The sequence below is a fragment of the Photobacterium sp. BZF1 genome (genome assembly GCF_014349205.1).
GTDB lineage: Bacteria > Pseudomonadota > Gammaproteobacteria > Enterobacterales > Vibrionaceae > Photobacterium.
The window spans coordinates 1-17,037 of sequence record NZ_JACSOF010000149.1 but is presented as its reverse complement, the minus strand read 5'-3'; the positions used below and the strand labels follow the sequence as shown (position 1 = coordinate 17,037).

16 protein-coding genes are annotated in these 17,037 nt (G+C 50.9%); 4 read left to right on the top strand and 12 right to left on the bottom strand.

Annotated features, from left to right (window positions below):
* A partial coding sequence (locus BIZ37_RS24680) for a hypothetical protein (protein ID WP_222939817.1) occupies window positions 1-282 on the top strand: 282 nt, incomplete at its 5' end.
* Here BIZ37_RS24680 and BIZ37_RS24675 read toward each other — a convergent pair.
* From BIZ37_RS24675 to BIZ37_RS24635, 9 genes are all read right to left on the bottom strand, one after another.
* Window positions 269-1,528, bottom strand: a complete 1,260-nt coding sequence (locus BIZ37_RS24675; RefSeq protein WP_107301485.1) for a NupC/NupG family nucleoside CNT transporter — start codon at window positions 1,526-1,528, stop codon at window positions 269-271. The genes BIZ37_RS24680 and BIZ37_RS24675 overlap by 14 nt on opposite strands.
* A 207-nt stretch (window positions 1,529-1,735) precedes the next feature.
* A complete protein-coding gene (locus BIZ37_RS24670) occupies window positions 1,736-2,530 on the bottom strand; it encodes a TatD family hydrolase (protein WP_187463768.1) in 795 nt (264 codons plus the stop codon).
* The gene (locus BIZ37_RS24665; protein WP_107301484.1) at window positions 2,520-2,705 is read right to left on the bottom strand and encodes a hypothetical protein; all 186 of its coding nucleotides are present in this window, start codon (window positions 2,703-2,705) and stop codon (window positions 2,520-2,522) included. Before BIZ37_RS24665 ends, BIZ37_RS24670 begins: the two co-directional genes overlap by 11 nt.
* Window positions 2,706-2,707: 2 nt before the next feature.
* Window positions 2,708-4,846 carry a glycogen debranching protein GlgX gene (gene glgX / locus BIZ37_RS24660; protein ID WP_187463767.1) on the bottom strand — a complete coding sequence of 713 codons (2,139 nt, stop codon included), beginning with the start codon at window positions 4,844-4,846 and terminating at the stop codon, window positions 2,708-2,710.
* A gap of 154 nt (window positions 4,847-5,000) precedes the next feature.
* On the bottom strand, window positions 5,001-6,581 hold the full coding sequence (gene prfC, locus BIZ37_RS24655; protein ID WP_187463766.1) for a peptide chain release factor 3: 1,581 nt from the start codon (window positions 6,579-6,581) through the stop codon (window positions 5,001-5,003).
* Between the two features lie 152 nt (window positions 6,582-6,733).
* On the bottom strand, window positions 6,734-7,180 hold the full coding sequence (gene rimI, locus BIZ37_RS24650) for a ribosomal protein S18-alanine N-acetyltransferase (RefSeq protein WP_187463765.1): 447 nt from the start codon (window positions 7,178-7,180) through the stop codon (window positions 6,734-6,736).
* The gene (locus BIZ37_RS24645) at window positions 7,170-7,571 is read right to left on the bottom strand and encodes a DNA polymerase III subunit psi (protein WP_107301481.1); all 402 of its coding nucleotides are present in this window, start codon (window positions 7,569-7,571) and stop codon (window positions 7,170-7,172) included. Before BIZ37_RS24645 ends, rimI begins: the two co-directional genes overlap by 11 nt.
* A 114-nt stretch (window positions 7,572-7,685) precedes the next feature.
* Window positions 7,686-8,189, bottom strand: coding sequence for a GNAT family N-acetyltransferase (locus tag BIZ37_RS24640; protein WP_187463764.1), 504 nt, complete (start codon window positions 8,187-8,189; stop codon window positions 7,686-7,688).
* On the bottom strand, window positions 8,179-8,700 hold the full coding sequence (locus BIZ37_RS24635) for an SCP2 domain-containing protein (RefSeq protein ID WP_107301479.1): 522 nt from the start codon (window positions 8,698-8,700) through the stop codon (window positions 8,179-8,181). Before BIZ37_RS24635 ends, BIZ37_RS24640 begins: the two co-directional genes overlap by 11 nt.
* Before the next feature lie 204 nt (window positions 8,701-8,904).
* On the opposite strand from BIZ37_RS24635, the gene BIZ37_RS24630 reads away from it, so the two are divergent.
* The 3 genes from BIZ37_RS24630 (at window position 8,905) to BIZ37_RS24620 (ending at window position 12,989) form a co-directional block, all read left to right on the top strand.
* Window positions 8,905-10,938 carry an EAL domain-containing protein gene (locus BIZ37_RS24630; protein WP_187463763.1) on the top strand — a complete coding sequence of 678 codons (2,034 nt, stop codon included), beginning with the start codon at window positions 8,905-8,907 and terminating at the stop codon, window positions 10,936-10,938.
* A 157-nt stretch (window positions 10,939-11,095) separates the two neighbouring features.
* On the top strand, window positions 11,096-12,103 hold the full coding sequence (locus BIZ37_RS24625; protein ID WP_107301477.1) for a peptidase U32 family protein: 1,008 nt from the start codon (window positions 11,096-11,098) through the stop codon (window positions 12,101-12,103).
* A gap of 10 nt (window positions 12,104-12,113) precedes the next feature.
* Window positions 12,114-12,989 carry a U32 family peptidase gene (locus tag BIZ37_RS24620; protein ID WP_187463762.1) on the top strand — a complete coding sequence of 292 codons (876 nt, stop codon included), beginning with the start codon at window positions 12,114-12,116 and terminating at the stop codon, window positions 12,987-12,989.
* Window positions 12,990-13,088: 99 nt separating this feature from the next.
* Here BIZ37_RS24620 and nlpI read toward each other — a convergent pair whose 3' ends face one another.
* The 3 genes from nlpI to rpsO all read right to left on the bottom strand — a co-directional run bounded on the left by nlpI (window position 13,089) and on the right by rpsO (window position 16,812).
* Window positions 13,089-14,003: a lipoprotein NlpI gene (nlpI, locus tag BIZ37_RS24615; protein ID WP_187463761.1), complete on the bottom strand. Its 915-nt coding sequence runs from the start codon at window positions 14,001-14,003 to the stop codon at window positions 13,089-13,091.
* Window positions 14,004-14,176: 173 nt separating this feature from the next.
* On the bottom strand, window positions 14,177-16,300 hold the full coding sequence (gene pnp, locus BIZ37_RS24610) for a polyribonucleotide nucleotidyltransferase (RefSeq protein ID WP_107301474.1): 2,124 nt from the start codon (window positions 16,298-16,300) through the stop codon (window positions 14,177-14,179).
* 242 nt (window positions 16,301-16,542) lie between these two features.
* Complete coding sequence (gene rpsO, locus BIZ37_RS24605; protein ID WP_005369538.1) at window positions 16,543-16,812, bottom strand: 30S ribosomal protein S15; 270 nt, start codon at window positions 16,810-16,812, stop codon at window positions 16,543-16,545.
* Window positions 16,813-17,037: the final 225 nt, after the last annotated feature.

The window sequence follows — 17,037 nt, the reverse complement described above, 5'->3', positions numbered from 1 at the left end:
GGCGATGGGCGATGGGCGATGGGCGATGGGCGATGGGCGATGGGCGAACCAGATTGTTTGAAAGAGCTTAACCATGTCAAGATCCGACTCTTGCTTTCTGCTCTTGCTTTGGCCTCTAGCCGCTTTTTCAGAGGCCCTAGCCAACTTTACCAATGGCCATACTTCTTTGCTCATCCCAGAGCCCAGGGCCTGCTGTTCCCCGTGCCTTACGGATACAAAAACGCCGCGGTTTCCCGCGGCGTTTTATCAGGCTTTCAGCGTGCTTGGATTAAGCAAGGCTGATGAATAGACCTGCGATAGTTGCAGACATCAGGTTAGAAAGCGTACCAGCGGCAACAGCTTTCATACCGAAGCGTGCGATATCGTGGCGACGGCTTGGCGCCAGGCCACCTAGACCACCCAGTAGGATTGCTACTGAAGATAGGTTTGCGAAACCACATAGAGCGAACGAGATGATTGCTTCAGTCTTCGTAGATAGAGTAACTGCAGCACCTTCCGCTAGGTATGGGGCAAAGTTCAGGTAAGCAACGAATTCGTTAACAACCAGTTTCTGACCGATGAAAGAACCAGCGATTGTTGCTTCTTCCCATGGCACACCGATTAGGAATGCAAGAGGAGAGAATACGTAACCTAGGATAAGTTCCAGAGTAAGCTCAGGCATACCGAACCAACCACCGATGCCACCTAGCATACCGTTGATTAGCGCGATTAGACCGATGAATGCTAGAAGCATTGCACCAACGTTTAGCGCTAGCTGCATACCAGAAGATGCACCCGCTGCTGCTGCGTCGATTACGTTAGCCGGCTTGTCGTCGCCTTCAGTTGCGTCGCTTGCAAGCTGCTCAACAGCTTCTTCAGTTTCAGGCTTGATGATCTTAGCAAATAGAAGACCACCCGGAGCTGCCATGAATGAAGCGGCGATTAGGTACTCTAGAGGAACACCCATAGATGCGTAACCAGCAAGTACACCACCTGCTACAGACGCCAGACCACCACACATTACCGCAAACAGCTCAGACTGAGTCATTTTTGGTACGAACGGACGGATAACCAAAGGTGCTTCCGTTTGACCAACGAAGATGTTAGCTGTTGCAGACATTGATTCGGCACGAGAAGTACCTAGCGCTTTCTGTAGACCACCACCTAGGATGTTGATCACAACCTGCATGATGCCCAGGTAGTAAAGTACGCTGATCAGTGCAGAGAAGAAAACGATTACTGGTAGTACGCGTAGGGCAAACACGAAGCCGCCACCACCGAATACTTCAAACATTTTGTCTGAAGTCAGGCCACCGAATAGGAAGTTGATACCATCGTTACCGTAAGCGATAACGTTAGCAACAGCTGTAGACATGCCATATAGCACGTCACGGCCAACAGGTACATAAAGAACAAATGCACCCAAACAGAATTGGATGGCAAATGCACCACCCACAGTACGTAGATTGATAGCTTTACGGTTATCAGATAGTAGTACTGCAAGACCTAGCAGTACTGCCATCCCAACCAGGCTCATAAACATGCTCATAGTTTATGGCTTCCCTTTAGTTAAGTTTGGCGTCTCGACAATTCGGCTCAATTAAGAGTCCGGCGCATTATACTCATGCTGCGGCGGATAAAATAACGCCGACTTCACACTTTGCAAGGAAAGAGAGTAAAAGTTCAATTCCAAACGTGAGACTCATCACACTTTCACGCAAACGTTTTACGCAAACGTTTATTTTGTGATGTTCATTCACATCCGGATACGGAAAAGTTCAGCGGTGGTTAAGCTAGTTGCCTGCTTAATTTCCTGTTCGGTTTCCGTTCTGATCGCTGAAAGTTCATCCAGCACATTCACTAACCGATCGGGTCGGTTTGGCTCTCCCTGAAACCCTGCCACGGGCATGTCTGGCGCATCCGTCTCCAGCAACAATGCATCTAGTGGCAGTGCCGCTATTGTACTGCGAGTCTTGTTGGCTCGGCGATAGGTAATCGTTCCCCCGACACCAATTTTGATACCTAGATCAATAAGTTGCTTAGCTTGTTGATAGCTACCACTAAAACCATGGTATACCCCACCAGCTATCGGCGTATTTTGCCGCAACTCTCGAAGGAGCTCTGGGAACGCCTTACGACAGTGCATGATTACAGGTAGTTCAAAGCGGTTGGCCAGTTGTAACTGGGCAGCAAATACCGATACTTGTTGATCCTGATCGGCATCCGCAATGGCAAAGTCTAGCCCACATTCCCCGACAGCAACGCAGCGAGAGTGATCCTTTTCCCGCAATGCAACCTCGGTAGCCAACTCTGACTCCAATTGATTCAAGGCATTAGCATCATGTTCAGCACTGAAGAAGGGATGTAACCCCAAAGCGAAATACAGGCAGGGAAAACGCTTTGCTAGCTCACGAACGGCATGCCAGTTGCGCTGGCCAACGGCTGGGATGACAATTTTTCCCACCCCGGCCTGCTGGGATAACCCCAAGTAATACTCGGGATCATCACAAAACGGCTCAAAGTCAAAATGGCAATGGCTGTCAATCAGCATGCGACTTGGCCTGTGCTGAGCAACTTTCTTGTTTACCCCGTTTGTTCGCGGGGTGGCGTGGATCATCGGCATCATAGCGCACCGGCGCACAGCAGCGGCGGTTCTCGGGCACTAGGCCCATCTTCTCACACCAGCGGTCATACGCCGCTACCCCACGCTTAATCAACGACATCATGGCTATCTATCCTGTTGGCTTTTCTGTGTTGTGGCCTTGGCAACCATCACGATCATACTACGTCCCGTCGCCAATATGGTATTACGGGTATAAAGTGGCGCTTCATCTATGGGATAGATGTCATGAGGCGACGGCTTGGCAGTATTGATCACTAGGTGCCAATCACTGCAGTTACGGTCAGGCAGTGTGAACTCGAGCGGATCCCAGAAGGCATTACATATCACATACAGCTCATCCTGAGTGATCGGATGATAGACCGTCAGTGCAATGGAATGGGAGTTTTCCGACCAGTCCGGCTGATCGGGCTTGATGCCATGCCAACGGATCCCGACATCTTCCAATACCGAGTTGAGCGACATGTGCATGTTCCAGTCTATGGTCGGCTCGGCGGTCCGTAACTGGCTAAGCAGCGTAACGAAACGTAACAAGTCACGGTGGGTATCCACCAACCGCCAGTCGAACCAACTGATCTCATTATCTTGGCAATAGGCGTTGTTATTGCCTTGCTGGGTACGGCGAACCTCGTCCCCCATATTGAGCATCGGGGTACCGAGTGACAGGAACAAGGTCGCCATCATGTTCTTGCACTGTCGATGGCGCAGTGACTCTATCTCTGCGATTTCCGTCGGCCCCTCCACCCCGTAGTTGCTCGACAGGTTATGATTATCACCATCGCGATTGCCCTCTCCATTGGCCTCATTATGCTTCTCGCTGTAACTCACCAGATCATTGAGGGTAAAGCCATCATGGGCACAGATGAAATTCACCGAACGGTGAGGGGAATGATTGCGGCTACAGTAAATGTCTGGCGATCCTAAAATCCGGGAAGCAAAACGGCTGACATAGCCCGCATCACCTCGCCAGAATGCCCTGACATCATCGCGGAATTTTCCGTTCCACTCATTCCAGCGGTCACCGATAAAAGAACCGACCTGATATAACCCAGCAGCATCCCACGCCTCGGCAATGATCTTGGTGCTGCACAAGATAGGATCCGAGTCTATCGACCACAGCAGCGGCGGCTCCTTCATCGGGTGGCCCTGGCTGTCACGGGCCAATACCGAAGCCAAGTCAAAGCGAAAACCATCGACATGCATCTCGGTCACCCAGTAATGCAGCGCATCGATGATCATCCGGCGCAGGACACTGTGGTTAGCGTTACAGGTATTGCCACACCCGCTGTAGTTGCCGTAGGTCCCTGTCTTCTTGTCCAGTAGGTAATAGGCCCCGTTCTGTAGCCCCTTAAAGCAAAAAGTCGGACCATGCTCGTCCCCTTCTGAGGTATGGTTGAAAACCACATCGAGGATCACCTCAATATCGGCTTTGTGCAGTTCTCTGACCAAAGTTTTGAACTCATCAATGGCACTCAGGGGGGCTTTCTCGACGCTGTAATCAGCATGGACCGCAAAGAAATTGATAGGGCTATAGCCCCAGTAGTTATCCCGGCCTTCCGGCGCATCGTCAGTATCGAACTGCTGAACAGGCATCAGTTCGACCGCAGTGACGCCGAGTGATTTGAGGTAAGGGATTTTCTCGATGATCCCCGAGAAGGTGCCCTTTTTGGCCGCCATGACACCGGAGGAGGGATGGCGGGTGAAACCAGCCACATGCATCTCATAGATGATAGTATCGGTCAGCGAATGGCGGGGAGCGACATCCCCCTGCCAATCGAAATCACTATGATCGACAACGATGCTCTTCATGCAGGCATCCATATTATCGCCCAGATCGATAGCCCGCTGACGGCTATAGTGGCGACCAAAGCCAACTGCATGGCTGTAGGGATCGATCAGGATCTTGTCACTGTCAAAACGCAGTCCCCGCTCAGGCCTCCACGGCCCATCAACCTGAAACCCGTAATACTGGCCATGACCGATATTGCCGACAAAAATAAACCAGTAATGGCCACGTTTGTGCAGCGCAGGACTCAATTCAAATGATCGGAAAGGTCCAGCGGCATCGGCACTGGCAAACAGGTGCAAGGTTACCCTTGTCGCGTCTTTGGAGTAGAGGCTGAAATTTACCCCACCCTCACGTACCGACGAGCCAAGCGGGAACGCCTCGCCGGGCAGGGTGTATATCTGGTTATCCGCCGCCAACGCTGTACTCAGTGAGGTGCTTAGTTCATCTACCCTGTTCATGCCATCATCCTTATGGTTGTGCTGCGCCAACTTGCATAACCAGAATAGTAGACCTACCCACGGCGGGTCGCGGCAGGCTTCACAAAAGTATAAAAAAAGCCGCCACAATGTGACGGCTTCGATGTCTGGCCTGATGACCGTGGCTTAGCGCAAATTAGTGCTCGCGCGTTGCACGGAAATCAACCTCTGGGAATCGCTCTTTGGCCAAGTTCAGGTTAACCATCGTCGGCGCGATGTAAGACAGGTTATCACCGCCGTCCAATGCCAGGTTAGACTGGTTCTTGCGCTTGAATTCTTCCAGCTTTTTGGTGTCATCGCACTCAACCCAGCGGGCTGTCGCCACGTTAACACCTTCGTAGATAGCTTCAACGTTGTATTCTGCTTTCAGGCGGGCAACCACCACGTCAAACTGAAGCACACCAACGGCACCAACGATAAGGTCGTTGTTCTGCAGCGGGCGGAACACCTGTACCGCGCCCTCTTCCGACAACTGTACCAAGCCTTTTAGCAACTGCTTCTGCTTCAGTGGATCTTTCAGGCGTATACGGCGGAACAATTCCGGCGCAAAGTTAGGGATACCGGCAAATTTCAGGTTTTCACCCTGGGTGAAGGTATCACCGATCTGAATCGTACCGTGGTTGTGCAAACCGATAATATCACCTGCATACGCTTTGTCTGCGCGGGCGCGGTCACCTGCCATGAAGGTTACCGCATCAGAAATACTGACGTTTTTACCGGTACGGACATGGTTCATCTTCATGCCCTGGCTGTAGGTACCCGATACGATACGCATGAATGCAATGCGGTCACGGTGTTTAGGGTCCATGTTTGCCTGAATCTTGAAGACAAAGCCCGAGAACTTCTCTTCGGTCGCTTCAACTTCACGCTCGTTGGCCTTGCGCGGCATCGGCGCAGGCGCCCACTCAGTAAGACCATCAAGCATATGGTCAACACCGAAGTTACCCAGTGCCGTACCGAAGAAGACCGGCGTTAGCTCACCGCTCAGGAACAATTCACGGTCGAATTCATGCGAAGCACCAATCACCAACTCAAGTTCTTCACGCAGTTGTTCGGCAAGATCATCACCTACCGCAGCATCTAGCTCTGGGTTATCCAGGCCTTTGATGATGCGCTGCTCTTGAATAGTGTGGCCTTGGCCCGTGCTATACAAAATCGTCTCGTCGCGGTGGATATGGTACACACCCTTGAACTCTTTACCACAACCGATCGGCCATGATACCGGCGCACACGCCATGTTCAGCTCGGTTTCGACTTCGTCAAGCAATTCCATCGGGTCGCGGATATCGCGGTCCAATTTGTTCATGAAGGTAACGATCGGCGTATCACGCAGACGGGTAACTTCCATCAGCTTACGGGTACGATCCTCGACACCTTTCGCCGCATCAATCACCATCAGGCATGAGTCAACGGCCGTCAGGGTACGGTAGGTATCTTCCGAGAAATCTTCGTGTCCTGGGGTATCTAGCAGGTTTACCAGACAATCATTGTAAGGGAACTGCATTACCGACGTGGTTACCGAGATACCACGTTCTTTTTCCATTTCCATCCAGTCTGACTTAGCATGCTGGTTAGAGCCACGGCCCTTTACGGTTCCTGCTTTCTGGATCGCGTTTCCGAATAGCAGGACTTTTTCGGTAATGGTTGTTTTACCCGCATCCGGGTGAGAAATGATCGCAAACGTACGGCGTTTGTTCACTTCAGGTAGAAAAGACATAAGCGTTGATAATCCTGTTAGAGATTTCAATAATCGAGCGACTGCGAATTTCGCAAGCCGGTGCGATAAAGATGGCGGAATTATACGCAAACTCCGCCCAAAGAGACAGCGGTAACACGCAGCCAAGGTGCACCAACAAAGACAGGAAAAGGCTACATGACTAAATACGTCATGATCAGGGCATCTTCCCGGCCATTTTCTGCTGGGTAATAGCCTTCACGGCGATTAATTTCGTTGAAGCCCAACGACTCATACAACTGGTAGGCGCGGGTGTTGCTTGCCCTGACTTCCAGCCAGACTTCCTCGCCTTTTTGCTGGCCGACCAACTCAATAAAGCCTTCCAGCAATATCTTGCCGTAGCCCTTGCCCTGGCAGGCAGGGTCGATAGCAATGTTCAGCAAGGTCGCCTCACCAGCCACCAGCTGGCCAAAGCAATAACCCACTAACTGATCGTTAATTTCCAACCCGCAGTTTAGTGCCCATTTATTCGGCTCCTTGCGGATCAACGATTCGGCCCATGGAAAAGCATGGGCGGCTTGCTCGATGCGCCAAACATCATCGAGATGATGGGGCGCCAAGGTCACAATGTTATGCGTCATAAGAACAAATTTGTTGCCACAGCGCTTTTTTCGCGCCGGGATTGGTATGCATTGATTTCAGTGAGTCAGACGTTAGCAATTGGCAATCAGCCGGATGGGCAGCTTCACAGCCGGCAACCCAACACCATTTAAGATGGTGTTCACGCACTTGCTCAACAGCAGCAGCAGGCACACACAGGGCTTGTTCCGGGGTCAACTTCATGCTGCCAAGGATCCGGCCAAACAGCCAACGGTCGTGCTCATCCAGCTCTTCATCGCAGACAAACAACAACTGACAGCTGTCCGGCAGATCGATCACTGGCTGTTCCTGATCGGGAAAAAAGCCCGGTTTGCGGACCTGCCAATAGGTTAAGCCGATTGCCTTCATCAACTGTAAATCACGCTGTTTCATCTACTCACCTTGATGATGTTCACTTTTGCCGGGAATACTACCAGAACTTGTACCCAAACCTAAAAAAATACCACCTTGCGGTGGTATTTTCATGAAACGGTTCGTTATAGCAAGCTATAGGGCGTTGAACTCTTCGCAATAGCTGATCATACCCGTCTTACCGTCAATGGCACCCGGCACCACTTCCAATACCATGAAAGCCTCTTCCGGTACTGGCCAAGGGCATTGGATCCCTTGCGCGGCTGCTGGGGCAAAGCCTGCTTTGGGGTAATATTCAGGGTGGCCCAGTACGACAATAACCGGGTAGCCAAGCTCGGCCAGGGTTTGCTTGGCTTCTTCCAGCATCGCCTGACCAATGCCCTGACGCTGATACTCCGGCTTAATCGCCATCGGTGCCAATCCCTGCCAGTTATGATCTTCACCATCAAGCATCACAGGGCTAAAAAATAAGTGGCCAACCAGCTCGCCATCGTCATTGCATGCCACCAATGATAGGGTGCGGTTACCATTTTCCCGCAACCGCATAACCAACTCAGCTTCGGCCTCCGTATCAAACACGGATTTGAGCAGGTTGTCGATCGGCATAATATCGGCCGGAGCCTCAGATCTAATGAGCATTCATGACCTCTTCTTGCCCAGAAGCAGACTGCATGCCTTTATGGATGAAATCTGCTGACTGGTGCAGTACAAATTTAACCGGGGCTGGAAGTGAGTCCAAATCGATACTGTCCATCAGGTTCTTCACTTCCAAGCCAAGTTCGGTATCCCCTTCGATACGAAGACGACGTTGGAAGAACAGTGTATCAGGATCTTCCTTGCGAGCGGCAATTAATACCAGATCGTTGCATTCGCCGCTGAAACTGACATCTTCCTGCTCAACGTGCTCTGCCACCACCAATTGCTCATTCTGGTAACTGATATACCAACGCAGATCCAAATCACGCACTTCCACTTTGAGCCAGCGATCTTCAAGAAACTCGAAATCACCATCTTCCAGTGCTTCTTTGAATACCATCGCCAAGCCTTCCAACATAACTTTCTTCTGAAGGGGGAAAGGGGCTAACTTGGCAGGCACACGCAATAAGGCTGGGCCATTCTGTACCAGTTGTTTTCTAAGTTGAGCAATCACTGAATTATTTTTCCTGTAGTCGGTCGCATATATTTAGTGATTGTATGGCAAGACATGGCTGTGATTTTATGCCTTGAGTCAAAAAATACAGCTTTGTTCGGCTAAAGTTTGGTATTGTGCCAATGACCTCGATATAGTGGATGCAAACCCACCTGCCACCTCGCCACTAGATGGCAGTAACATACGGAAAAATAACCCAAGATCATGCCGACAGAGCAACTGAACCATTGGTTTCCCCTCCTGACTGATCACAGCCCGTTTCTATTTGCTGTCCTGGATCATCAGCATAAGTATTTAATGGTCAACAACCGGTACTGCGAGCTCAGTGGCTTGAGCCGAGACGAGTTAATCGGGCTTAGCGATGTCGACACCCTTGGCAAAACCTTTTATCACTCGATGCGCCCCTACTATGAGCGGGCCTTCAACGGTGAAACGCTGGAGAGCGAAGTCATCCTCGATGACAACCACCATGATACCAGCATGCACTTTAGCCTCTCCCCGCTCCATAGCAAAGACGGCAAAATCACCCATATCGTGCTGCATTGTGCCGATACCTCTGAACGCCAAATCCTGACCAACGCTATCCAAGAACACGAAAAGCACCTGCAAACCCTCAATAGGTTGATGCATGACGGCAGCTGTATTGTCGAGGACGACACTGTGATCTCGGCTAATGAAAAAGCCGCGCAGATCCTTGGCTTTGAGCACCCCAACGATCTAAAGGGAAAGGCGTTCAGCAAACTGGTTGTCGATAACCAGCAACAGCCAGTGACCCGGGCCCAATTGGCTTCCCTGCAGCAAGGTGAGGCTTGGCTTTGCCAAACCAGCCGCCACTGCCCACAGCAACAAACATTGCAACTCTCGACTTCACCGATTGAGGTGCTGGGTACATCGGCCCAACTAGTGATCCTAAAATCTTATGTGCCGGCAATAACGAAGCCCCAAAAGATCGAATCATCGATACATACGGATCCGCTCACCGGGCTGCTCAACCGCCATGGTACCAGCCACCAGCTTGAGCAATTGATCAATCAGCAGATCCCATTGGTGATGCTGTACCTGGACATAGACAACTTCAAAAATATCAATGACTCGCTAGGACACCATATTGGTGATCAGGTACTGCAAGAGATTTCCCAACGCTTGAAACGCCTGCTGCCAGATGATGCCATTATCGGCCACCTCAGCGGGGATGAATTTACCATCTTGCTACCTAACCCTGAGCATCAACAGCAAGGGAGCCTCATCGCCGAGCAAGTCATTGCCCTGATCAACCAACCTTTCGATTTGCACCATTTCAGCAAGCACCTCGCCTGCTCTATCGGTATGGTGCAGTATCCGGGAGACGGTAACGACGCCCGCATCTTGCTGCAAAATGCCGATACGGCCATGTACGAGGCAAAAAATCGCGGCCGCAACCGCGCCGTCAAGTTCAGTGAAGAGATGAACAAAGAAGCGCGGATGCAGCTATGGCTTGAAATCGAACTGCAAAAAGCGCTGCAAAACAACGGCCTTGAGGTGTGGTACCAACCCAAAGTCCACGCTCGGGACTTCTCCATTAACGGTGCCGAGGCATTGGTGCGTTGGAAGCACCCGGTTGAAGGCTACATAAGCCCGGCCCAGTTTATCCCGGTCGCCGAACGGTCCGGGCTTATCGAACAGTTAGGCCAAGTCGTGATGCGCGAGGTCTTTACCACGGTCCGGTACTGGAAAACCCAGGGCCTCTTGCCGGGTAAGGTTGCGATCAACTTGTCCCCCCAGCAGTTCGGTAACCCTAACCTCATCCAGTTTGTCGACAAACTTCGCAAGGCAACCGGGGTCAACCCCAACGATATTACCTTCGAGCTTACCGAAAGTGCGGTAATGAGTGATGGTGAACATACCATCCAAATGCTCAATGCCATCAAAAAGCTCGGCTTCTCACTTTCGATTGATGATTTCGGCACCGGCTACTCGTCACTGTCTTATCTCGCCCGCTTCCCGCTGGACGAGCTCAAAATAGACCGTGCGTTTATCAAGGACATCGAAGATGTTCCCAAACAGCTGACCCTAATCGAGAACATCATCAATCTCGGTAAATCCCTCAACATGAGCGTAGTCGCCGAAGGGGTTGAAACCCGCCAGCAGGCTACCCTGTTGTCCAACCTCGATTGCAATGCCATCCAGGGCTTCCACTTCTACAAGCCATTACCGAAAAATGAGCTGGAAGCCACGCTTCACAAGCATAATCACCATTAGGTGGATAGCTACCAATAATGAATCTTGGGCTCTACAAAAGTGGAAAATAAGTTGTCCTAAATCAACAAAACCTGCCTGACATCAAAACACGCGGGCAGCCCGCCCCCTAATATTTGCTCTTATTACTTTCTTTCCCACACTGGTAGATAAAAATAATATGGAGCTACTCTGCCCCGCGGGCAACTTACCCGCGCTTAAAACTGCCATTGATAACGGCGCCGACGCGGTATATATCGGTTTCAAAGACGACACCAATGCGCGCCACTTTGCAGGTTTAAACTTTACAGGACGTAAACTCGAAAAAGCCGTGCAGTACGTACGTGATCACGACCGTAAACTGCATGTTGCCCTCAATACCTTTGCCCACCCAGATGGCTTCGACCGCTGGCGCAATGCGGTCGACAATGCCGCTGCCATGGGTGTTGATGCACTGATTGTGGCTGACATCGCGGTATTGGAGTATGCCGCCACCAAATACCCGGATCTTGAACTTCACCTTTCGGTGCAAGCTTCAGCGACCAATACTGCTGCCATTGATTTCTATCGTCAGAACTTCAATGTCAAGCGAGTGGTGCTGCCTAGGGTTTTGTCTATCCATCAGGTCAAGCAGCTTGCCCGTAATACGGATGTCGAGTTGGAAGTGTTCGCCTTCGGTAGCTTATGCATTATGTCGGAAGGGCGCTGCTACCTGTCGTCTTATATGACAGGCGAGTCACCGAATACCGTCGGAGCCTGCTCGCCGGCTAAGTTTGTCCGCTGGCAGGAAACACCGACCGGTTTGGAATCTCGCCTTAACGAGGTACTGATTGACCGTTATGCCCATGGCGAGAATGCGGGCTACCCGACGCTGTGCAAGGGCCGCTTCGATGTTAACCTAGACGGGGAAGACCGCCGTTACCACGCCCTGGAAGAGCCTACCAGCCTCAATACGCTGGAAATCTTACCTGAGCTGTTCAAGGCCAACATCTCTTCAGTGAAAATCGAAGGCCGCCAACGTAGCCCAGCCTATGTTGAACAGGTCACCCGTACCTGGCGTGCCGCGATTGACCGCTATCTGGCATCACCTGAAAACTACAGTGTTGACCCAGCTTGGAATGCCTGCCTCGGTAATGTGTCGGAAGGTAAACAAACCACCCTCGGTGCCTACCACCGTAAATGGCAATAAGGAGCCAATAATGAAATACTCACTTGGCCCCCTACTGTATTTCTGGCCAAAAATGGATGTCGAGGCGTTCTACCAGCAAGCCAAAGACGCCAACACCGATATTATCTACCTTGGCGAAACAGTCTGCTCCAAGCGCCGCGAGATGAAACCGGCCCACTGGTTCGATATTGCCAAAGACCTATCGGCCAGCGGCAAGCAGGTAGTACTGTCGACCATGGCATTGCTTGAAGCCCCAAGCGAAGTCAATGTGATGAAGAAGTACATTGATAACGGCGACTTTGCGATTGAAGCCAACGATGTATCGGCTATCCAACTGGCGCATGAGCACAAGGTGCCATTTGTGGTTGGCCCGGCTGTGAACTGCTACAACGCCCAGACCCTCAACCTGTTTCTGAAAAAGGGCATGATCCGCTGGTGTATGCCGGTTGAGCTATCGCGCCAATGGCTACAGAACGTTGCCAATGAGTGTGAGCAGATGGGGATCCGTGACAAATTCGAAACCGAAGTCTTCAGCTATGGCTACCTGCCACTAGCCTATTCGGCGCGCTGCTTCACCGCCCGTGCCGAAGACCGTGCCAAGGACGACTGCGAAACCTGCTGTATCAAGTACCCTACCGGGATCACCGTCAACAGCCAGGAAGAGCAGAAAGTCTTTACCCTAAATGGTATCCAGACCCAGTCAGGTTACTGTTACAACCTGATCAACGATCAACCGGGTATGGCTGGCTTGGTGGATGTAGTGCGCCTCAGCCCGCTGGGTATCGATACCCTTTCACTGGTCGATACCTTCCGTGCCAACCAACATGGCGAGCACAAGCACCCACTGGAAGGCGGACACCACTGCAACGGCTACTGGCACAACCTAGCGGGGCTCAACATCGAGTAACCCAGCAGTCATGTTTTGCGGGCCATAGCAGCAGCCTTGAACGAGAAAAGCCGCGGAAGACCGCGGCTTTTGTTTATCTATTCCAATAACTAAGCGAGCTTAGGCTTCTTCTTCCGGCTCGGCCGGTGGGGCGATAGGCTGGTTAATACTGACTTCTGCCATCAGGCGGTTTAGCTCGAGCAGGGCAAAGCGGTGCTCGACAAACTCATACACGTTGCCGGCAAGCGTCAGCTTGTAGAGCATCAGGGCTGATGAGAAATCCTTGTTGTGGTGGTAGCGCTTACCCAGGTAGAAATACGCTTCAGTCAAACGCTCGGCCAGCACATCATTATCTTCGCTTTCTGTGGCAATCTGGCGCAGGAACTCAGATTCGCTAACATCGTCCATGTATAGGCGGACAATCTGCCAGCCCCAGTCATTGTTGTCGGTGGCAGCATTGTAGCGGCTGCGCAGCTTCTCGGCCGCAGTTGCAGGGTCTTGTTCCAACTCAGTGAGGTACAGCCAGATCACACGGTAAGGATCATTGATGTTCTGTTGGTAGTGGGCATTGAGATCCTCCAACGCCAATTCATAGCGTCCGCCGTAGTAGAGGGCGATACCACGGTTACGTTGGGCAAATGGGTGGCGGACATTCAGCTCAAGGGTAGAATCAAACGCTTCATAAGCCGCATCAAAGTGGGCACCCTGGGTAAAGTAAACCCCAAGAATATTGAATACATCAGGTTGGTTGGGTTTAAGGGAAAGCGACTGGTTGAAGTCCAGTCGAGCCAGGTCACGCAAGCCCAGGCTGTCGTGCAGCAGGCCACGCTCGTAATACACCTGAGCCAAGGTTTCACTGTCCAGATCGTCACGTTGAAGTAGCTGATCGATCCTCGCCAGCTGGATCTGTTGCTGGATAGTCGGCTGGAACGGCACAGCCATTGGTGGCTGGGTCCATTGGGATTTGGGTGTTGAACAGCCTGACAATATCAAGACCAGCGCCAGGCACGCGAATTTTATCCTATTTGCAATCAATGCAGTTCTCCCTGAGTGAGACACGTCTATCTCTAGCATATACCATGGTAGCCCATAAGAGACGCAACCGCGTTCTCCGGGACGATTATTGCGAGGGATTTTCCGGTGAGCTCTCAATAAAATAAAAAAAGGGGCTGAATAGCCCCTTTATATCATGCTTTTAGCAAAAAGCCTTATGCTTCTGGCTTCTCTTCGCCAGCTGGTGCTGGGTTCAGTTCAGCTTGTGCTTCTTTCATGCTCAGGCGGATACGGCCCTGGCGGTCGATTTCCAGTACCTTAACCTTAACTTCCTGACCCATTTCTAGGTGATCAGCCACTTTCTCGATGCGCTCCTGAGAGATCTGAGAAATGTGAACAAGACCTTCTTTCGCACCGATAACCGATACGAATGCACCGAAGTCTACGATACGCATAACTTTACCGGTGTAGATACGGCCAACTTCAACGTCAGCAGTGATCTCTTCGATACGGCGGATAGCTTCTTTCGCAGCAGTACCTTCAGTCGCAGCGATCTTCACAGTACCGTCGTCTTCGATTTCGATAGTTGTGCCAGTTTCTTCCGTTAGTGCACGGATAACTGCACCACCCTTACCGATAACGTCTTTGATCTTCTCTGGGTTGATCTTCAGCGTGTGGATACGCGGAGCGAACTCAGAAATCTCTTCACGAGGAGCGTTGATTGCTTCGTCCATCACGCTAAGGATGTGCGTACGCGCACCTTTCGCTTGGTTCAGGGCAATCTGCATGATTTCTTTCGTGATACCTTCGATCTTGATATCCATCTGCAGTGCAGTGATACCGTCTTCAGTACCCGCTACTTTGAAGTCCATGTCACCAAGGTGGTCTTCGTCACCTAGGATGTCAGAAAGAACAACGAAGTCGTCGCCTTCTTTCACAAGACCCATTGCGATACCCGCAACAGATGCTTTGATTGGCACACCCGCGTCCATCAGCGCAAGAGACGTACCACATACAGAAGCCATTGAAGAAGAACCGTTAGATTCAGTGATTTCCGATACCACACGTACTGTGTATGGGAACTCATCAACAGAAGGCATTACTGCAGCAATACCACGCTTAGCTAGTTTACCGTGGCCGATTTCACGACGCTTAGGTGAACCTACAAAGCCTGTCTCGCCCACACAGTATGGAGGGAAGTTGTAGTGTAGAAGGAAGTGATCTTTACGCTCACCAGTTAGCTCGTCGATGATCTGTGCATCACGCTGGGTACCCAGAGTTGCAGTAACAAGCGCCTGAGTTTCACCACGAGTGAACAGAGATGAACCGTGAGTACGTGGAAGAACGCCAGTACGTACGTCAAGCGCACGAACCATGTCTTTTTCACGGCCGTCGATACGTGGGTTGCCCGCGATGATGCGGCTACGTACAACGTTCTTCTCTAGAGAACCTAGCATGCCGCGGATTTCGCGCTCGTCTAGTGTCTCGTCTTGAGCTAGAAGCGCTTCAACCGCTTCGTTCTTGATAACGCCTACTTGCTCGTAGCGCGCCATTTTTTCAGTGATCTGGTAAGCGTCAGTTAGACGAGCTTCAGCAAGCTCTGCAACACGAGCTTTTAGCTCAGTGTTAACTGCTGGTGCTTCCCATTCCCATGCAGGAGTAGCAACTTCAGCTGCGAACTCGTTGATTGCGTTGATAACAACCTGCTGCTGGTCGTGGCCGTAAACAACCGCTTGTAGCATCTGCTCTTCTGATAGGCGGTCAGCTTCTGACTCAACCATAAGTACTGCGTTGTCAGTACCAGCAACCACTAGGTCTAGCTTGCTTTCTTCTAGTTCAGTGTTGCTTGGGTTTAGAACCAACTGGTCGTTGATGTAACCTACGCGCGCAGCACCGATTGGGCCGTTGAACGGGATACCAGAGATAGCAAGCGCTGCAGATGTACCGATCATAGTTACGATGTCTGGTTGAACGTCTGGGTTTACAGAAACCACAGTCGCGATAACCTGAACTTCGTTTTTGAATGCATCTGGGAATAGCGGACGGATAGGACGGTCAATCAGACGGGCTGTCAGAGTTTCGCCTTCAGATGGACGACCTTCACGCTTGAAGAAACCACCAGGGATCTTACCTGCAGCGTAAGTACGCTCTTGGTAGTTAACCGTAAGCGGGAAGAAATCTTGACCTTCAACAGCTTCTTTCTTACCAACAACAGAAACGAATACAGATGTATCGTCCATGCTAACCATAACAGCAGCGGTCGCCTGACGCGCCATAACACCAGTTTCAAGGGTAACCGTGTGGTTACCGTACTGGAAAGTCTTTACGATAGGATTCACGTGAATTTCCTTAATTTATTCCGCTTTCTATTTGCGCCGTTAAGTATATCTGACACAAGGAAAAGCGTCATGTGATGTAAGGCAATTTACCGCAATTTCACGTATCGCGACTAATGAAAATTCTCAACGCTGGAAGAACTGTCATTAGCCGCGACCTCAAGGTCGACGAAAACGACTCGTGGAATGGAGATAAATTACCGGAAAAAAGAAAGGAGCCATAAGGCTCCTTTCTCAAAGCAATCTTAGCGACGTAGGCCTAGACGCTTGATTAGGTCTTGGTAGCGATCTAGGTTCTTACCTTTTAGGTAGTCTAGAAGCTTACGACGACGAGAAACCATGCGTAGTAGACCGCGACGGCTGTGGTGGTCGTGTTTGTGGTTAGCAAAGTGACCTTGAAGGTGGTTGATCTGTGCTGTTAGCAAAGCAACCTGAACTTCAGGAGAACCAGTGTCGTTTTCGCACTGCGCGTATTCAGCAACGATTGCTGCTTTAGTTTCTGCATTCAGAGACATAACTCATTCCTAATACAAAGATGTTTCTAATTTGTGCCAGCCAATCTCTGATTCAGCCGACACCCGAGCCGCGGATTATACGTGGAGCGCAAAATAACTACAAGAGAATTTGTAGGAAAGAGGGGTCCTGAAGTGACCCCCTAAAAGTAGACACCTCTTTATTAGGAATAAGAGGTGTTTATATGAAAGTTGTTACTAGACGAAGCTTTACCGACGAATTCAAGC

Bases quoted from the DNA above. Each gene is read 5' to 3' on its own strand.
- BIZ37_RS24675 (WP_107301485.1), bottom strand. From the start codon at position 1,528: ATGAGCATGTTTATGAGCCTGGTTGGGATGGCAGTACTGCTAGGTCTT.
- BIZ37_RS24670 (WP_187463768.1), bottom strand. From the start codon at position 2,530: ATGCTGATTGACAGCCATTGCCATTTTGACTTTGAGCCGTTTTGTGAT.
- BIZ37_RS24665 (WP_107301484.1), bottom strand. From the start codon at position 2,705: ATGATGTCGTTGATTAAGCGTGGGGTAGCGGCGTATGACCGCTGGTGT.
- glgX (WP_187463767.1), bottom strand. From the start codon at position 4,846: ATGAACAGGGTAGATGAACTAAGCACCTCACTGAGTACAGCGTTGGCG.
- prfC (WP_187463766.1), bottom strand. From the start codon at position 6,581: ATGTCTTTTCTACCTGAAGTGAACAAACGCCGTACGTTTGCGATCATT.
- rimI (WP_187463765.1), bottom strand. From the start codon at position 7,180: ATGACGCATAACATTGTGACCTTGGCGCCCCATCATCTCGATGATGTT.
- BIZ37_RS24645 (WP_107301481.1), bottom strand. From the start codon at position 7,571: ATGAAACAGCGTGATTTACAGTTGATGAAGGCAATCGGCTTAACCTAT.
- BIZ37_RS24640 (WP_187463764.1), bottom strand. From the start codon at position 8,189: ATGCTCATTAGATCTGAGGCTCCGGCCGATATTATGCCGATCGACAAC.
- BIZ37_RS24630 (WP_187463763.1), top strand. From the start codon at position 8,905: ATGCCGACAGAGCAACTGAACCATTGGTTTCCCCTCCTGACTGATCAC.
- BIZ37_RS24625 (WP_107301477.1), top strand. From the start codon at position 11,096: ATGGAGCTACTCTGCCCCGCGGGCAACTTACCCGCGCTTAAAACTGCC.
- BIZ37_RS24620 (WP_187463762.1), top strand. From the start codon at position 12,114: ATGAAATACTCACTTGGCCCCCTACTGTATTTCTGGCCAAAAATGGAT.
- rpsO (WP_005369538.1), bottom strand. From the start codon at position 16,812: ATGTCTCTGAATGCAGAAACTAAAGCAGCAATCGTTGCTGAATACGCG.